Annotated in this window: 18 protein-coding genes and 1 riboswitch; of the genes, 7 read left to right on the top strand and 11 right to left on the bottom strand. The window is 62.7% G+C overall.

Features of this window, described 5'->3' with window-relative positions; genetic code table 11:
* The first annotated feature begins 1 nt into the window (after nucleotide 1).
* On the top strand, nucleotides 2-751 hold the full coding sequence (locus KJS47_RS22400) for a YheC/YheD family protein (RefSeq protein ID WP_213527917.1): 750 nt from the start codon (nucleotides 2-4) through the stop codon (nucleotides 749-751).
* A 145-nt stretch (nucleotides 752-896) separates the two neighbouring features.
* Here KJS47_RS22400 and KJS47_RS22395 read toward each other — a convergent pair whose 3' ends face one another.
* From KJS47_RS22395 to KJS47_RS22360, 8 genes are all read right to left on the bottom strand, one after another.
* Nucleotides 897-1,688, bottom strand: coding sequence for a TatD family hydrolase (locus tag KJS47_RS22395; protein ID WP_213527915.1), 792 nt, complete (start codon nucleotides 1,686-1,688; stop codon nucleotides 897-899).
* A gap of 14 nt (nucleotides 1,689-1,702) precedes the next feature.
* Nucleotides 1,703-2,575: an ABC transporter ATP-binding protein gene (locus KJS47_RS22390; protein WP_249716667.1), complete on the bottom strand. Its 873-nt coding sequence runs from the start codon at nucleotides 2,573-2,575 to the stop codon at nucleotides 1,703-1,705.
* Nucleotides 2,576-2,589: 14 nt separating this feature from the next.
* The gene (locus KJS47_RS22385) at nucleotides 2,590-3,372 is read right to left on the bottom strand and encodes an ABC transporter permease (protein WP_213527911.1); all 783 of its coding nucleotides are present in this window, start codon (nucleotides 3,370-3,372) and stop codon (nucleotides 2,590-2,592) included.
* Nucleotides 3,369-3,662, bottom strand: a complete 294-nt coding sequence (locus KJS47_RS22380; RefSeq protein ID WP_213527910.1) for a thiamine-binding protein — start codon at nucleotides 3,660-3,662, stop codon at nucleotides 3,369-3,371. The genes KJS47_RS22385 and KJS47_RS22380 overlap by 4 nt, the downstream gene beginning before the upstream one ends.
* 137 nt (nucleotides 3,663-3,799) lie before the next feature.
* Nucleotides 3,800-4,885 carry an ABC transporter substrate-binding protein gene (locus KJS47_RS22375; RefSeq protein ID WP_213527908.1) on the bottom strand — a complete coding sequence of 362 codons (1,086 nt, stop codon included), beginning with the start codon at nucleotides 4,883-4,885 and terminating at the stop codon, nucleotides 3,800-3,802.
* A gap of 90 nt (nucleotides 4,886-4,975) precedes the next feature.
* A riboswitch (TPP riboswitch) is annotated at nucleotides 4,976-5,087 on the bottom strand.
* A 177-nt stretch (nucleotides 5,088-5,264) separates the two neighbouring features.
* Nucleotides 5,265-5,555 (bottom strand): hypothetical protein, encoded by a 291-nt coding sequence (locus KJS47_RS22370; RefSeq protein WP_213527906.1) that lies wholly within the window; start codon nucleotides 5,553-5,555, stop codon nucleotides 5,265-5,267.
* A 252-nt stretch (nucleotides 5,556-5,807) separates the two neighbouring features.
* Nucleotides 5,808-7,370, bottom strand: coding sequence for a sensor histidine kinase (locus tag KJS47_RS22365; RefSeq protein WP_213527904.1), 1,563 nt, complete (start codon nucleotides 7,368-7,370; stop codon nucleotides 5,808-5,810).
* A complete protein-coding gene (locus KJS47_RS22360) occupies nucleotides 7,360-8,055 on the bottom strand; it encodes a response regulator transcription factor (RefSeq protein ID WP_213527902.1) in 696 nt (231 codons plus the stop codon). The genes KJS47_RS22365 and KJS47_RS22360 overlap by 11 nt, the downstream gene beginning before the upstream one ends.
* Before the next feature lie 312 nt (nucleotides 8,056-8,367).
* Between KJS47_RS22360 and KJS47_RS22355 the strand changes: the two genes are divergently transcribed.
* Nucleotides 8,368-8,883 (top strand): general stress protein, encoded by a 516-nt coding sequence (locus tag KJS47_RS22355; protein ID WP_213527900.1) that lies wholly within the window; start codon nucleotides 8,368-8,370, stop codon nucleotides 8,881-8,883.
* 372 nt (nucleotides 8,884-9,255) lie between these two features.
* On the opposite strand, the gene KJS47_RS22350 is transcribed toward KJS47_RS22355, so the two are convergent.
* Nucleotides 9,256-10,053, bottom strand: coding sequence for an HAD-IIA family hydrolase (locus tag KJS47_RS22350; RefSeq protein WP_213527898.1), 798 nt, complete (start codon nucleotides 10,051-10,053; stop codon nucleotides 9,256-9,258).
* Between the two features lie 205 nt (nucleotides 10,054-10,258).
* Between KJS47_RS22350 and KJS47_RS22345 the strand changes: the two genes are divergently transcribed.
* Entirely contained in the window at nucleotides 10,259-11,149 is an 891-nt protein-coding gene (locus tag KJS47_RS22345) for a class III extradiol ring-cleavage dioxygenase family protein (RefSeq protein WP_213527896.1), read from the top strand.
* A 110-nt stretch (nucleotides 11,150-11,259) separates the two neighbouring features.
* Here KJS47_RS22345 and KJS47_RS22340 read toward each other — a convergent pair whose 3' ends face one another.
* On the bottom strand, nucleotides 11,260-11,823 hold the full coding sequence (locus KJS47_RS22340) for a hypothetical protein (RefSeq protein ID WP_213527894.1): 564 nt from the start codon (nucleotides 11,821-11,823) through the stop codon (nucleotides 11,260-11,262).
* Entirely contained in the window at nucleotides 11,813-12,154 is a 342-nt protein-coding gene (locus tag KJS47_RS22335; protein ID WP_213527966.1) for a PadR family transcriptional regulator, read from the bottom strand. The genes KJS47_RS22340 and KJS47_RS22335 overlap by 11 nt, the downstream gene beginning before the upstream one ends.
* Before the next feature lie 474 nt (nucleotides 12,155-12,628).
* On the opposite strand from KJS47_RS22335, the gene KJS47_RS22330 reads away from it, so the two are divergent.
* The 4 genes from KJS47_RS22330 (at nucleotide 12,629) to KJS47_RS22315 (ending at nucleotide 16,037) form a co-directional block, all read left to right on the top strand.
* Nucleotides 12,629-13,621, top strand: a complete 993-nt coding sequence (locus KJS47_RS22330) for an ABC transporter ATP-binding protein (RefSeq protein WP_213527892.1) — start codon at nucleotides 12,629-12,631, stop codon at nucleotides 13,619-13,621.
* Nucleotide 13,622: 1 nt separating this feature from the next.
* Nucleotides 13,623-14,450 carry an ABC transporter permease gene (locus KJS47_RS22325; RefSeq protein ID WP_213527890.1) on the top strand — a complete coding sequence of 276 codons (828 nt, stop codon included), beginning with the start codon at nucleotides 13,623-13,625 and terminating at the stop codon, nucleotides 14,448-14,450.
* Nucleotides 14,434-15,282 (top strand): ABC transporter permease, encoded by an 849-nt coding sequence (locus KJS47_RS22320; protein WP_213527888.1) that lies wholly within the window; start codon nucleotides 14,434-14,436, stop codon nucleotides 15,280-15,282. The genes KJS47_RS22325 and KJS47_RS22320 overlap by 17 nt, the downstream gene beginning before the upstream one ends.
* Nucleotides 15,283-15,578: 296 nt before the next feature.
* The gene (locus KJS47_RS22315; RefSeq protein WP_213527886.1) at nucleotides 15,579-16,037 is read left to right on the top strand and encodes a chemotaxis protein CheX; all 459 of its coding nucleotides are present in this window, start codon (nucleotides 15,579-15,581) and stop codon (nucleotides 16,035-16,037) included.
* Nucleotides 16,038-16,062 lie beyond the last annotated feature (25 nt).

Genomic DNA, 16,062 nt, shown 5'->3' with positions numbered 1-16,062 from the left:
CATGGCGTCCGCAACAAAGCATATTGCCAGCAAGTGGGTGAAGCATACCTTATTGGCGCGGGATCCCTATTTGCGCGGCCATTTGCCCAAGACCCGACTCTTGACCAAACGAACGTTCTACCGTTACCTCAAGCGGTATTCGTCTATCTATTTGAAGCCGGTCTACGGCACGCACGGAAACGGAATCGTCAAGATTCAAAAAAACCGGGGCCGCTACCTGGTCCAGTCCGGCCGCTCGAAGCGTTATTACCGCAGCCGGGAAAGCGTCGCCTATGCCCTATCGGGCTTGTTCAGAAGGCCCTACCTCATTCAAAAAGGGGTGCATATGCTCAAGCTGGGCAAGCGGCCGGTAGACTTCCGCATGCTGATGCTTAAGCCGGATAGGAACTGGATCCATCTCGGTGTCATCGGGAAGCGGGCGGCACCCAAAAAGGTTGTGACCAACCTGAACAGCGGGGGAAGGGCAGTCTCGGTCTACCGGGTGCTAGTGAAGGGAAAGGGCTATTCGCACCGCAGCTATGGCCGGACGCTGGGCACGTTCGAACGGATTGGACGCCAGGTGGCGCGGACGTTCAGCCATCGGTACCCGAGGGTGCGCAAACTCGGCCTCGACCTGGCCGTCGACCGCAGCCATCGGACCTGGATTCTTGAGGCGAATACGAATCCCGGGTTTCAGCTGTTCCGCCGGCATCCCGATCCGGGGCTGTATTCCCGGATCGCCAGGATCTACCGGGATATCAGGCGTCGGTAGGAACGGGCGCCCGAGCATGGCTGGACGGCCGAGCATCGGGGTGCCGGCATGAGAAGAGACAGGCAAGCGCAAAACGAAGGGACCGCCGGCAATCGGCGGTCCCTTCGTCTGGAGAGAGGCGGCGGTTCCCGTCAGGCCCCTCCCGTCAGTCCTTCAGGCCGTAGAACCTCCGCGTATTGGCGAGGAGCAGGGAGGATGCCTCCTCGGGGGACAGCCCGCGAATGACCGCCCACGCGTGGATGACATCGGCGGCCATCGCCGGGTGCGTCGGGCGTCCGGCGAACGGTCCCTCGAACGGCCACGGGCCGTCCGTCTCCGCGAGCGTGAGCTCGGCGGGGTACCGTGCGGCCAGCTGCCGGATCTCCTCCTCGTACAGGAGGTCCGGTGTGAAGGAGATCGTCCTCCCCTCCGCGATCATCCGGTCCACGGTCGAGGGGGTTCCCTTGAACCAGTGGAAATGCGCGCGCCGGATCCCGTGCCGGTTCAGCAGGTCACAGGCGACCTCGGCGTCCTCGTATACCGCGTGCAGGACGACGGGCTTGCCGAGCTCGGCGGCCAGTGCGAGCAGCCGGTCGAGCAGCCGGAGATACGGCGCCTGGTCAAAGGCTTCGCCCCGCCGCTCCGCTTCCGTGCGCGTATAGTACGGCAGGCCGATCTCGCCGATCGCGACGCATTCCTCGGCGTGCCGCCGGATCCAGGCGAGGAGCTCCTCGGTCTCCTCCTCGCCGGGCAGCGGCTGCTCGGGATGGAAGCCGTACGCCGGATGGACGAGCTCGGGATGGCGCAGTGCCAACTCGCGGGTCGTCCGGCAGGAGGCGAGATGCTTGGAGACGGCGATGACGCCGGCGCATCCGAGGCCGGGCAGATCGTGCAGCATCCGCTCGCGCTCGGCTTCGGGGTAGTCGTCGAGATGAAGATGAGCATCGTAGTAGCGCATAGCGGCCCCCGGCGTCAGCGGCGGAAGCCGAAGCGTCCCGCCGGCGGCGCCGCTTCGCGGGCTGCGGTCTCCTGCCGCGCCTGCTCCCGCTTCATCTCTTCGTAGATCTCCCGCTTCAGCTCGAGGAAGCGGGGATCGTCCGCGACATCCTCGGCCCGTGGCCGCCCGAACGGGACGCGGAGCTCGCGCAGGACGCGCGTCGGCTTGCCGGACAGCAGGTAGACGCGGTCGGACAGGAGCAGCGCCTCCTCGATGCTGTGCGTGATGAACAGCACCGAGCGGCGGTTCGCCTCCCAAAGCGCCAGCAGCCACTGCTGCATGTCCTGCCGCGTCAGCGCGTCGAGTGCCCCGAACGGCTCGTCGAGGCAGAGGAATTCCTGCGGGCTGAGCAGCGCCCGCACGAAGGCGGCGCGCTGCTGCATGCCGCCCGAGAGCATATGCGGGTACGCCCGTTCGTAGCCGGCGAGGCCGACTTTGGCGAGCCATTCCCGGGCGAGCGCGAGGCTCTCCGCCCGCGGCAGACCGGCGACCTCGCGGGCAAGAACGGCGTTGTCCTCGATCGTCCGCCACGGGAACAGGGCGGCGCTTTGGGGCATGTAGCTGATGAGCCCTTTGCGCCCCGTCACCTCCCGCCCCTCCATGCGGATGGCGCCGGCATCCGGAGGAAGAAGGCCGCCGATGAGGTGCAGGATCGTGCTCTTGCCGCTCCCTGACGGACCGATCAGCGAGACGAACTCTCCCTGGCCAACTGTCAGTGAGACGTTCTCCAGCACGCGAACCTGCCGGCGGCCCCGTCCGAACGACTTGGCGAGGCCATCAAGCTCCAGGCAGGGCGCTGCCGGCGCCGTCTGGGCCGGAGGCGTTCCGTCTTGCGGGCGTTCTTGCATGAGCGCCATTCGCGTCACTCCCTTTCCTTATTCGCGGCCGAAGCCGGCTTCCAGCGGATGAGGAGCCGCTCGAGAAGCAGGATGAGGCCGAATAACACCAGACTCAGCGCCACGATCCAGACGATCGCCACGAAGACCCGGTCCGTCCGGAACGAAGAACGGGCCAGCAGCATATAGACGCCGATGCCCTTCTCGGAGCCGAGCCATTCGGCGATGACGGCTCCCATGACGCTGTAAGTGCCGGAGATTTTGAGTCCCGAGAACAGCGAGGGCAGCGCGCCCGGCCATTCGAGCTTGCGGAAAATCTGGATGCGCGTGGCGCCGATCATGTTCATGTAGCTGCGCATAACCGGGTCGGCCTGCAGAAAGCCGTCAAGCGTCGCGATGACGACCGGGAAAAAGCAGACGAGCGTAATGACGATCACTTTCGGCAATAGGCCGAAGCCGAACCAGATCATGAGCAGCGGGGCAAGCGCGATCATCGGGATGTTCTGGCTGACGATGAGCAGCGGATAGAGCGCCCGCTTGGCACCCGGGATAACGTGCAGCAGGCAGGCGACCGCGATTCCGGTGCACGAGCCGACCGAGAAGCCGAGCAGCGTCAGCCGGATCGTCGAGCCGGCATGCTCCTGCATCCGGGTGAAGCCGGAGACGGCCTCCTGGGCGATCCGGCCGGGGCTCGGCAGAATCCAAGAGGCGATGCCGAAGAGCGAGACGGCGAGCTGCCACAGAATCGCGAGGAGCGCCAAAGCTGCAAGAGGCGGCCATAGGGAGGCCGCCAGCTGCCGTTTCTTCATCTGTATTTCTCCGTGAGCCGGTCCATGGACGCCCCCTGGATCGGATTGTAGGAAATCTTGATCTGCGACAGTACGCCCGGACAGCCGATAGCGATCATCGCTTCGTTCATCCGCTTCACGATGGCGAGCAGCTCGTCCAGATCCCCCTCCATCGTCGTCTCGAGCGGGCCGACGAGGTACTTGACCCCGGACTGCTGGATAATCGAGATGGCTTGATCGACATACGGAATGACGCTTTCTCCCGCCTGTGTCTTCGGGAGGATTTGAATGCTGAGAAGTGCGTTGTTCATCGAACGGATGCCCCTTTCGGTATGCTGTGAATCCATGCTTCGGTCTTCACCCGGGTCCGGCTACCCCCAGCCGTCCGCTCAGGCCGGACAAGTCTGCCGGGCTGGACGGAAGGGCGTGGAGAGACGGCAAGCGCCTGCTACTTGGCCGGCAAAAAGTCGTTGGTGAACGCCTTGCCGACGTCGGTCGTACCCTCGAGCAGCTTGTGATCGTTCATCCAGTTGTAGTAATTTTCCCAGACTTCCTTCTTTTGCTCGCCCCAGCGCGGAGCGTCGTCCTTGTATTTGGGGCTCAGCCATTTCTGGCTGGCCTTTACAAGCTTCGGATCGAGATCCGGCACCGCCTTGACGAGGAGATCGGCCGATTCCTGCGGGTGGTCGATGGCGTACTGGTAGCCTTTGGAGACGGCGGCCATGAAGCTGCGCACCAGCTCGGGCTTCTGCTGGATCGTCTTCTCGCTTGCGATCAGGAGCGGCGTGTAGTAGTCGAGCTGCTTAGAATAATCGGTCAGGTAGATCATGTTGAGCGGCTCGTTGCGCAGCTCCGCCTCGATGCCGGTCCAGGCGTAAAAGATCCATTCGAAGTCGATGTCTCTCTTCACGGCGGTGAAGAAGTCCGCGTCTCCGACGTTGACAATCTTCACCTTGTTGATATCCGCCTGCTGCTTCTGCATGAGCGACTGCAGCATGGCGCGCTCGTTCGGCGAGCCCCAGCCGCCGTAGGTTTTGCCCTCGAAGTCCTTCGGCGTCTTGATGTTCTTGGCCGCCGGCGAGGCGAAGCCGGACGTGTTGTGCTGGATGATGGCGCCGATCGAGACGATCGGGACGCCCTGGATGCGGGACTGGGTCACGCCCTCCTGCGTGCCGACGCCGAACGCGGCCTCGCCCGAGGCGACCATCGCCTCCGAGCCGGCGGCGCCGGGCTGCACGATCTGCACGTCCAGTCCGTTCTCGGCGAAGTAGCCGAGCGATTGGGCGGCGTACAGGCCGGTATGGTTCGTGTTCGGCGACCAGTCGAGCACGACCTTGACCGGCGTTTTCTTGCCGCCATCGCCTGCCTGTGCACCGGAAGCGCCGGACGCCGAGTTGTCCTTGGAGCCGCAGGCGGCCAGCAGGACGAGGAGAGAGGCGAGCAGCAGTGCGGTGAAACGGCGGAGCGTGAGACGGCTGGTGGTGATGAGGGTCTTTTTGGTGCGGTTTGTCGTTGTACGGCTAGACGAAATCATGTCGGTTCCTCCAGTTTGACGGCAGGTGAGGAGGAGTCGGGACGGCGGCGCACAAAAAAGCGCCCCCTGATCGGGAGCGCGCATGCTCAAAAAAACTAGCAATCCGTTTCCTACGCTGGCATTACCCAGATCAGGTTTGAGGGTCAGTATCTTGGAGGGATACAATCTCAGCCGGCCGATTCCAGCACCCCGTTGGTATTCGGTTATATTGAAGCGTAAGCAGCTGTTACGGACCCATTATAGCGCGGACCGTCCGATCCGGCAAGCCGGAAAGTTGGGAAAGCTCCGCGCGGAGCTCGTCTGCTGGGGTCTGTCGGGACATAATGCTGGCCCCGGCGGCGTGAATTAGTCGTGTGCTGGGCTTGTACGTGCATTCGTATCAGAACAAGACCGACAGGATCAAACCGGCGGCAGCCAGCCCGACGGTCCATCCGGCGGCGGGGGACAGGCCGTGCTGCCGGCCGCTTGGGAGCCAGCCCGTCTTCTGCAGACGGCCGCGGTACAAGAGGAATAGCAGCAGATAGTTGGCGATGGCCAGCCGGACGATCCCGCCGCTCGCGAGCTCCTCCCCGAGCAGATGCTTCTCCCCCAGCCACAAGAGCGAAGGGACGAGCAGTACGAGGAGAAGCACCCTCAGCAATTCGGCGGCAAAGGCAAACGGAAGCTTCACGGCAAGAGGCCCTCCTAACTTCGGTTCGGGCGTCGCAAGAGACGATGCCGTCAATTATAACCTGAGTATGAAGGCTTTCGTTCCAACTGGCAAGTGTTTCCAGTTCCCGCGGTAATCCGAGGCGTATTCTCGAAGGCGGCTGAGGGAGGAGATGAGAGAGCTTCGATCCCCGGGATGCCGGCCCGCAGGCCGGAGCCCCCGTGGATGGGGCCCAGCAGCCTATAGCTGCCCGAGCGGTCAGAACCTATCCGGTCAGACGCCTATACGCCCATAGCCTCCGGAGGGCGGAACTCCCTCGTCGCCATCGAGCCGCAGCCGGACGCAGAAGCGCACCTCGTCGGCCTCGGATTCCCCCCAGATCTCGCCGCCGTGCGATTCGACGATGCTCTTGGCGATCGCAAGGCCAAGACCCGAGCCTCCGGATTCGGACGTCCGGGAGGCGTCCACGCGGTAGAAGCGCTCGAACAGCCGCTCAAGCTCCTCCTTGGGGATCGGCCGTCCACGATTGCCAACGCAGACCTTGACCCAGCCCGGCTCCTTGGTCATCGTTACGGTGATGAGGCCGGGCTTCTCGCTGTACTTGATCGCGTTGCTGAGAAGGTTATCAAACACCCGAATGATCTTATCCGTGTCGATCTGCACGAGCAGGCGCTCCGCGGGGAGGTCGCGCAGCAGGCGCAGCTGGTTCTCCTCCGCATGCCCGACGTGCTCCTCCAGCAGCTGCTCGAGCAGCTCGTTCAGGCTGACCCGCTCGGTGACGAGACGGTTGCCGTGATTGGACAGCTTCGTATACTCAAACAGATCGTCGATGAGCCGCTTTAGCTTCTCGGATTTGGAGAACGCGATATTGACATAAGAGTCCGCCTGCTTCTCGTCCTCGTAATTTTTGTCCTTGAGCAGCCGCAGATAGCCGATGATGAGCGTGAGCGGCGTGCGCAGGTCGTGCGACACATTCGTGATCAGCTCGTTCTTCGTCCGCTCGGCCCGCCGCTCCTCCTCAATCGTCCGGTTCAGCTCCGCGGCCATATAGTTGATGTTCTCCCCGAGCTGGCCGAGCTCGTCCTTGCCGGAGGCGGCAATTCGGTACTCGAGATTGCCTTTGGAAATTTCAAGCAGGCCGTCGGCGAGCGACTCGACATGCTTCATCTTGCGTTTCGTCATCCAATAGAACAGCAGCACGAACGCCGCAACGGAGGTGAGCAGCGAGACCGGCCCTACGCCGGATGTGACGCTATACGTATACGTAATCTCGGGTGTGGGCATGCCGCTGACAACCAGATACGCCTTTTGGGACTTCAGGTCCACCGGATAAAAGCTGACGAACTCCCGCCGGGTGTTCACGACGTCCGTGCTCGAGTCGTAGGTGATGCGGTCGCTTACCGTGTTGGCGAACAGGTTGTAGATGTCGACCTGGGTTTCCGGCGCGTCGGCCGTCTTGTATAGGACCTTGCCGTCCGTCGTCAGCACGAGAATCTTGTATTCCGACCGCTGCATCTCCCGATTCAGGAAGGAGAGCGCCTCCTGCTCGTTCACGACGGGACTTTTGAGGTAGTTGACCATGTATTTGGCATGCTCCTCGATGTCCCGCATCCCGCGCGAGTAGTCGATTTGCGGGTATTCCTGCTGGCGGCTCAGCGACATCGACGTCAGCGAAAAGACAATGACCGCCGCCACGCTGCAGACGATGAACGTAAAAATGAGCTGGAGCCGGATGCTGGATAGCACGTTGTCGCGGAGCAGGCGGAACGAGCGGCGGAGGAAGCGCAGCAGATCGCCGATGAAATTAAACGGAAAAAACCGGAGGTTAAGCTTCAATTTTGTAGCCTACCCCCCAAACCGTCTTGATGTATTTCGGCTGCCGCGGGTTATCCTCGATCTTCTCACGGATTTTGCGGATATGGACCATGACGGTATTCTCCGATTCGAAAAACTGTTCCTTCCACACCCGCTCGTAAATCCGCTCGATGCTGAACACCATTCCCCGGTTGCGGGCGAGCAGCTCCAGAATTGCGAATTCCCGGGGCGTCAGCTTGATCTCCCGCCCGTCGATGCGCACCTCGTGCGTCGCCGTGTTGATCGTCAGCTCGTCGATCTCGATCTCCTCGTCGCGGGGCTGGCCCGGTGTGTTGAGCCGGTGATAGCGGCGCAGCTGAGACTTGACGCGGGCGAGCAGCTCGAGCGGATTGAACGGCTTGCTGACATAGTCGTCGGCCCCCATGCTGAGGCCGGTAATCTTGTCCATGTCCTGGCTTTTGGCGGACAGCATGATGATCGGCATGTTGCGCTGCTCGCGGATTTTGAGGCACGCTTGGATGCCATCCATGTGCGGCATCATGATGTCGAGGATGATGAGGTCGACCTCCTGCTTTTCGAGCTCCTGGAGCGCCTCCAGCCCGTTATAGGCTTTGACGATCCGGTAGCCGTCGTTGCGCAGATAGATTTCGAGCAGGTCGACAATTTCCTTCTCGTCGTCGACGACGAGAATCGTTTCGTTGGCCATGCAGCTTCACTCTCTTTGCTTGATGATGGAGGACCGCGATCCGCGGCCGCTTCCTTTCGCAGCGGGCAGCCTCGTACCTTGGGACGGGCGCCTGCTTACGGTTAGTTTCCAGTATAGCCGCCAGTTCTTAACGGAGGCGTTGCTTTTATCTTAACAAAACCTTAAGCGGCGGGCACCCCCGCCGCATGGGAAATTGGCGGAAGGAGAATCCCGGGGAGGGCGGAGGGAGGGCCTGTCGTTTGAAGAAACGGACGATCGGGTAAAGAGTAGGAGGATGAGACAAGCGAAGCGATGCGAACAGGAGGGACTACCATGAGCAGAAAAATCGTAGGCGTATTCGAGACGGAAGAGCAGGCGATCGGGGCGATCGAAGCGCTGAAGGAGCAGGGCTATACGGAGGACGACATCTCGATTGTCGCCAAGGATCGAAAAGAAACCGCGGCGGTCGAGGAGCAGACGGGCACGAAGGGGGCCAAGGGCCTCGCGGCGGGTGCCGTGACAGGCGGCGTCATCGGCGGCGCGGCGGGCCTGTTCGCGAGCGTCGGCTCGCTCGCGATTCCCGGCATCGGGCCGCTGCTCGCGGCCGGCGCGATCACGGCGACGCTGACCGGAGCGGCGATCGGGGCCAGCGCCGGTGGGTTCGTCGGCAGCCTGGTCGGCCTCGGCATCTCCGAGGACGAGGCCAAGGCGTACGACGATTATGTACGCGGCGGCATGATGCTCGTGCTGGTGGAGACCGACGAAGCCCGCCAGGAGGGTGTGTACGACGCGTTCCGCCGGAACGGTACGCTAAACTCCGACACATATCTGCCGGCTGCCGAGCGCTAGAGAGCGGCGGGCGGGCAGGGCAAGCCGCAGGGCGGGCCTTGCTCGATGACGGTGGTGGCCCGCTTCGGCGCAGGCCGCTTTGGCCGCTGGCGGATGGCGTGAAGCTACCCGCATGCGGCGGCCCCGCGCAGGCAAAAGCCCTCTGGGCGGCATCCTCTTCTGAGGAGCCGCCCAGAGGGCTTTTTGGCATGCGTGGGAGCTGGCCAGCACGTGTGGGGCAGCAGGAGTACGGGAAGCCGGCCAGCGTGCGCGTGCGTGCGAAGCGGGCTAGCGCATACGCGGGCGCGTGCTTGCGAGCAGCTAGCGGATGCGTGCACGGTAGCAAGCGTGCGGGAAGCTAGCAAGTGCGCGTGAGCGTGCGTGCGGAGCCGCTTAGCGGAGCAGGCCGTCGGAGAGCAGCCGCTCGTACAGCTCCGGCAGATCGCGGCAGACGAGGTCCGGGCGGACGCCGGAGCGGTGTATCTGTTCCTCTACCGTCTCGGGCGAGGCGACACCTGTCAGGACGAGCGCCGTCCGGCAGCCGGCTTCGCGGCCGCCCTTGATGTCGGTCCACAGGTTGTCTCCGACCACCCAGGCGTCCTGCGGTGACAGTCCGAGGCGTTCCAGCGCGTAGCCGAGCAGAATCGGCGACGGCTTGCCGATGACGACCGGCTCGGCTTCGCTAGCGATCCGGATCGCGGCGGCGATGGAGCCCGCTCCCGGATTCAGCCCGCCGTCTCCCGGGAGCAGATGATCGGGGTTCGTCACGACGAAACCGGCGCCTCCCCGGATATGACGGACCGCGGCCGCCAGCTTGGCGTAGTCGAAGTGCCGGTCGATGCCCTGCACGACGAAGTCGGGGGCGTCGTCCGTCAGCGTAAGTCCCGCTTCGGCGAGCGCCTGGGCCAGCCCCGCCTCGCCGATCGCGTAGACGCGGGCGCCCGGATGTCGCTCCGCGACATAACGGGCGGCCGCCTGGGCTGAGGTGAGCACCTCTTCCACCCGGGCCTCCGTCCGGGCGGCATGGGCGAGATGGGCCGCCACCTCTTCGGGGCGACGGGACGAATTGTTCGTGGCGAACAGGAACGGCAGCCCGTCCGAGCGCAGCCGCCCGACGAAGGCGTCCGCGCCTTCAATCGGGGAGTTCCCCGCGTACATCGTGCCGTCCAGGTCGAGTATGAATCCGGTCATGGCAGGTTCCTCCGATGCAGTCTTGTTGTGGCTACTCTCCATCGTACTGAACCTGCCTTCCCAAGTAAAGAAAAACGCCTGATCCCGCACCTTCCAGCAGAGTATGAAACCGCTATCGCGCAGGGGATACTAGGAGCAGACTATTCTATGCGAATGGGCGGTCCGGCACCGAGGCTGAGGCCGGATCGGGAAAGGCGGGAACGGCATGATGCCGTCATTATTTACGGCGTGCGGGCCGCTGCTGCGGGACGGAACGCGGGCAGCGGCCGCCGGCTATGCCAATCGGCTCGCCGAGCTGATGATTGGACTGCCGCAGCCGGCGGGCATTGTGGCGGTCACGGTGCAGCCAGGCTGCGGCCTGCTGCGGATCGGGGCCGGAGTGTCGGGAGAGACGACGGGACGCGAGGGAGCGCTCCTCGTCACCGTGCACCGGCTGCTGACTGAGAGAGGGATCGCCTGCCTCTCGGAGGGAGCCTGCCCGGTGCCGCCGGAGCTGGGAGCGATGCTGCGCCTTCTCGCGCCGCGAGACACGCCGGTCGTCGTGATCGCGGCAGACGCGCAGCTGGCCGGCTGCGCATACTACCGGCTCGGGCTGGCGCTCGCCCCTCTGCGCGGGCGGGACGTGCTCATTGTGGGCGGGGCGCCGGCCGCCCCGGTGCACGGCACCGACGCGGCGGAAGCGGCCGCTTACGGCAGCACGGCGGCCAGGCTCGCGGGAGCGGCGCTGCCGACAGGCGGCTGGCTGCGGGAGCAGCTCGCGGGCTGGCGCCTGCAAGCGCTGTTCGACGGCTGCCGGCCCGTCTGCGCGGACACCGACCGTAGCGCCGACCCGCTCGCCTCCGCCGGGAGCGTTCACGACGCCGACCCGCACGCTTGCGCGGATAGCGTCCGCGGCACCGACACACTCGCCTCCGCTGGGAGCACAAGCAGCTCTGCCTCGCCCGCCTTTCCCGGTTTCACGCCGGCCGGCGTCTTCCTGCCGCCGCTCCTCTTCGCGATGGGAGCGGCGGACGACGCCCGGACGGCGACCCGGCATGGGCCGGAGAGGGAAGAGACGGAGGAGGCTGCCGAGCCGGCATGCTGGACGTTCGGCTGACGCAGCGACGGCCCATAGGACGAAAAAACGCCAACGCCACGGTCCCTTCCTGGACTCGCGGCGTTGGCGTAACGGAGCCAATGCCTTGGTGTATGCGGTTAGGCGGCACTTTATTTCTTGCTTACGGTGGAGGCGTGCTTCAGCATGCCGCAGGCAAGCCCCGCAAGCACGCCCAGCAGGGAAGTGAAGATCAGGGAAGGCCAGAAGCGATCCGGGAACACGTATAGCGCTAGGAAAATCCCTCCCACGATCCCGAGCACCAGCCCTAGCATGAGAAAGCCGGCGTAGTACAGGCCGATCGTTTCGTCGACGGCCGGATCCCGGTCCAGGTAATAGCGCATGTACTTATCCTGCAGATCGGCGGCCTGGTCGCTCTGGCTGTCGGAGGCCAGTGCTTGCTTGGCCAGACGCAGCGCTTCCTTCTCCGTATGCCCTTGCTCCATCAGATCGGCTACGTAATCGCTCATGTAAAGCGTCAGATCGTCTCTTGCTTCCATGGTCTGGTCGGACGTCAGCTTGAATTTGGCCATCTGTTTGAGGAGTTTCTCCTTCGTCTGCCCGCTTTTCCGGCCGAGCTGCTCGAAGTAGCTGAGCTCCGCGCTGCTGAGATGCCGACCCGCCTGCTCCCGGGCGAACCGGCGGATGCTGTCCTTCGTTTCTTCGCTAAAGTTCATTTTTCCCGCTCCCATCTTGTTTAAGATATTCAATGCGCTCTGAGAGAAACGCCCACTTCTCCCAGAAGAGCGCGAGCTCTTCCCTGCCTCTTTCGTTCAACGTATAGAATTTGCGCGGCGGTCCAAGCGCCGAGGGCTTCTTGGTGATTGTCACGAGCTTATTCTTCTCGATCCGCACCAGCACTGTATAGACGGTTCCTTCCACGATGCCGGTCAGCCCCAGGCCGTTCAGCCTCTTCACGATTTCATATCCGTAAATTTCTTCCTTGCTTATGATTTGCAGAATCATGCCCTCGAGGACACCCTTCAGCATCTCGCTTAGATTGTCGATTCCACTCACCGCCTGACTACTTAGCATAACTGAGTACAACTACATTGTATTACGAAGTACCGGAACATGCAAGCAGGCAAAAGGCTTTTTTTCGGGTTGTTGTCTTGAGCCTATAAAGCTATTTTCTCCGTCCCCCCGCGCCTTCCGCTTCCGACGGGCGGGCGGTTCGTATTACCTCCGGAGCAAGAATTTTTTCCCTTGTCAAGCACGAAGCCCCATGTTAGAATTTGACAAATTAGATGGAAGGGACTCTAGGGAGCCGACGGCGCATCCGCGTGATTCGCCGGTCGAACCGAGCGAGTCCGGGCGTTTGGCCTTGGGAGGCCGCCGTCACACCGTAGGGATAAAAGACCTGTGGCAAGTTCCGCCTTCACTGGGGAGCTCGCGGCAGGTCTTTTTCGCTTTAGCGGAATAACGGACGCCCGCTACTTTCGCTCCCGCCCATCCGACAACGAACCCGAAGGAGGAGAGACCATGACGGCGCTGACCGTGGAAGGATTGGCCAAACGCTTCGTGACGAAGCACAAGCAGGAAGGGCTGGCGGGGAGCATGAGAGCCCTCCTCCGCCCGCAAACGAAGGAGAAGATCGCGGTACATCCGATCGCCTTCACCGTGCAGGAAGGCGAGTCGGTCGCGTTCCTCGGTCCGAACGGAGCGGGCAAATCGACGACGATCAAGATGCTGACCGGCATCCTGCATCCTTCAGAGGGCTATGCCGAGGTGCTCGGCCTATGCCCGTGGAAGGAGCGCCAACGTCTCGCCTACGGGATCGGCTCCGTCTTCGGCCAGAAATCACAGCTGTGGTACCATCTGCCGGCGTCCGATTCGTTCGAGCTGATGAGCCGCATCTACGAGATGGGCCGCGAGGATTACCGCCGCCGCCGGAGCGAGCTCGTCGAGCGGTTCGGCATCGGCCCGTACCTGCACATGCCGGTCCGCCGGCTGTCGCTCGGCGAGCGGATGCGGTGCGAGATCGCGGCGGCGCTCCTTCACCGGCCGCGGGTCGTCTTCCTCGACGAGCCGACGATCGGCCTCGACGTCATCGCCAAGCAGACGATCCGCGAGGCGATTCTGGAGATGAACCGCGAGGAGGGGACGACGCTGTTCATCACGTCCCACGACTCGGGAGACGTCGAGCAGCTGTGCGACCGGGCGATCGTCATCAATTACGGCCGGATTATCCTCGACGACCCCGTGCCGGAGATGAAGCGGAAGTATCTCACCTACAAGCGCATCCGGCTCGAGCTCGAGGAACCGGCGGAGGAGATCGAGCTGCCGGGAGTCGAGGTACTGCGCGCAGGAGGCACGGCGCTTGAGCTCGGCGTCCGGACCGAGGAGGTCCGGATCGAAGAGGTGCTGGGCGCCATCGTCGGACGCTTCCGGGTGAAGGACGTGACGATCGAAGATCCGCCGATGGAGGAAGTCATCTCCTTCATCTACGGCAAGCTCGGAAAGGAGGGGGGCTAAGATGAGGGCGGACACATTCGGAGAGAGCCTGCTCTCCCGCAAATGGCACAAGTACGCGGCCGTCGGGCGTATAACGGTGAGCAGCCAGCTCGCCTATCTGGCGGATTTTTTCATCCGCACGCTGTTTCTGGTCGTCATTATCTACATCTTCATGCAGTTGTGGAAGGTGACGTATGAAGGCGTCGGAGAGACGACGATCGCCGGCTACGCCTACCGGGATCTCATCTGGTACCTGATCTTCGCCGAAGCGATCATCCTGGCTTCCCCTCGCGTCAATCTGACGGTGGAGGAGGAAGTGAAGAGCGGGGCCGTCGCCTACCGGCTGACCCGCCCGCTCAGCTATATCGGGTACCATTATGTCGCTTACCTCGGTGAGGCGGCGCTTCGGCTCGCGGTCAACCTCATCGTCGGCGGGCTGCTCGGGGTTCTCGCCTTCGGCGTCCCGTCGTTCGGCTGGGGATGGGGAGCGTTCGCAGCGATGCTGCTCGGCGCGCTCACGGTCAATTTTCTATTGCGAATGGCGCTGTCTCTATGCGCGTTTTGGGTGGAGGAAACGCAGGGTCTCGTGTTCGTCTACGACAAGCTGCTGTTCACGATCGGCGGCATGATGCTGCCGCTGGAGCTGTTCCCGGACCTTTTGCGCCGCGTCTGCGCCTGGCTGCCGTTCCAGACGGTTGTCTACTTCCCGAGCAAGACGATCGTCGCCTTCGACGCTGCGCAGTTTCCGCAGATGCTGCTTCTGCAGTGGGTATGGGTCATCCCTCTCGCGGCTCTCGTCGGCTGGATTTATGCGAAAGGAGTGAAGAAGCTCAATGTTAACGGAGGCTAACCAATCCCGCCTTCTCCCGCCTGCGGAGAGGCCGGTTCTCGCCCGAGCCACCGCGCTGGCCAGATTCGTCTGGACGTGCTGGAAGCTGAACCTGGCGGGAGCGATGGAATTCCGGATGAGCTTCCTGCTCACCGCCGGCATGATGATGGTCAACAATACGGTATGGATGTTCTTCTGGGCCGTGTACTTCCACCGCTTCCCGATCGTGAACGGCTGGGGACTGGAGGATGTCATGATGATGTGGGCCGTCAGCACGACGGGATTCGGCCTGTCGGCGACGCTGTTCGGCAACTGCTACCGGATCGCCGGGCTCGTCGCTTCCGGCCAGCTGGACGTGTACGCTGCCCAGCCCAAGCCCGTCCTGCTGCACGTGCTCATCACGCGCATGTCCGTCTCCGCAATCGGAGACGTGTTGTACGGGCTGCTGCTGTACGCCATATTTGGCGAGCATACGCTGCTCGGTGCCTGCAAATTTATCGCCGCGCTGCTTCTGGCAACCGCCATATTCGTATTCTACAACACACTGGTCCAGTCGCTCGCGTTCTACATCGGCAACGCCGAGGGGCTCGGGCTTCAGATGTTCAACATCGTGCTGACCTTCTCCACTTACCCGACGGACATCTTCCGAGGGTTCTCCAAGCTGCTGCTGTTCACGGTCGTGCCGGCTGCGTTCATCAGCTACCTGCCGATCGGCCTGCTGCGTGAGACGAACGGCCTGTTCCTGGCCGGTGCGCTCCTCATGGCGCTGGCGCTTGCGGCGGGAGGGACGCTGCTCTTTTACCGGGGACTGGCACGCTACACATCGGGCAACCAGATCGGCCTGCGGATGTAGCGGCGGCAAGCACGAATGCTGCCGGCAGCAACCACGAACCGAATCGCCTGGTCTTTGCCGACAACCGCCTTCGGGCGGTTTTTTTTTTCATTCTTGGGGCACTGCGTCGAGAGAATCATCTTCACAATCGGTTGCCGGAAGCCGATAAGTAAAAAGACAGTGTCCGCAGGACCAAAGACCGAGAAGCAAGCTGGGAAGAATTGTAGAATAATAGGTATCTTGTTCTACCGGTTTCGATTATAATACTCATAAAGTGCCAAAAAAAGGTAAAGTCAAGAGCGAAGGAAGGGTTCACAATGAAAGCCGAATACATAAATCCGTTCCTCGAGTCGGCGCGGTCCGTCATCGAGCAGCTGATTCAGGTGAAGCCGACGACCGGGAGCCTGGGAATCAAGGACATCAAATTCGTGGAAAGCTACCTGTGGATTCAGATCGGTCTCCGGGGAGAGATGAAGGGCGACATCGTGTTCGGCCTGCACGAGGATGTGGCGCTCAAGCTGGTGTCGGCGATGATGGGCGGTTTCGTGCTGACCGAGCTTGACGAAATCGGCAGAAGCGCCATCTCGGAGCTCGGCAACATGATCAGCGGCAATGCAAGCACGATGCTGTTCAACCAGGGCATTACGGTCGACATAACCCCTCCTGTCGTCCTGCATTCCGCCGAATCGGCCGGATTCGATCCGAAGCGGGCGCTCTCTATCCCGCTCAGCATGGACGGCATCGGGGAGCTGGACATCCAGGTGATCATCCAGTAGACTTCTCTCTCCATTCGCGGTATCG

Source organism: Paenibacillus sp. J31TS4, assembly GCF_018403265.1.
In the GTDB taxonomy this organism is placed as follows: domain Bacteria; phylum Bacillota; class Bacilli; order Paenibacillales; family NBRC-103111; genus J31TS4.
The sequence above is the reverse complement of the archived record's forward strand: the minus strand, read 5'-3'. Positions and strand labels throughout refer to the sequence as shown.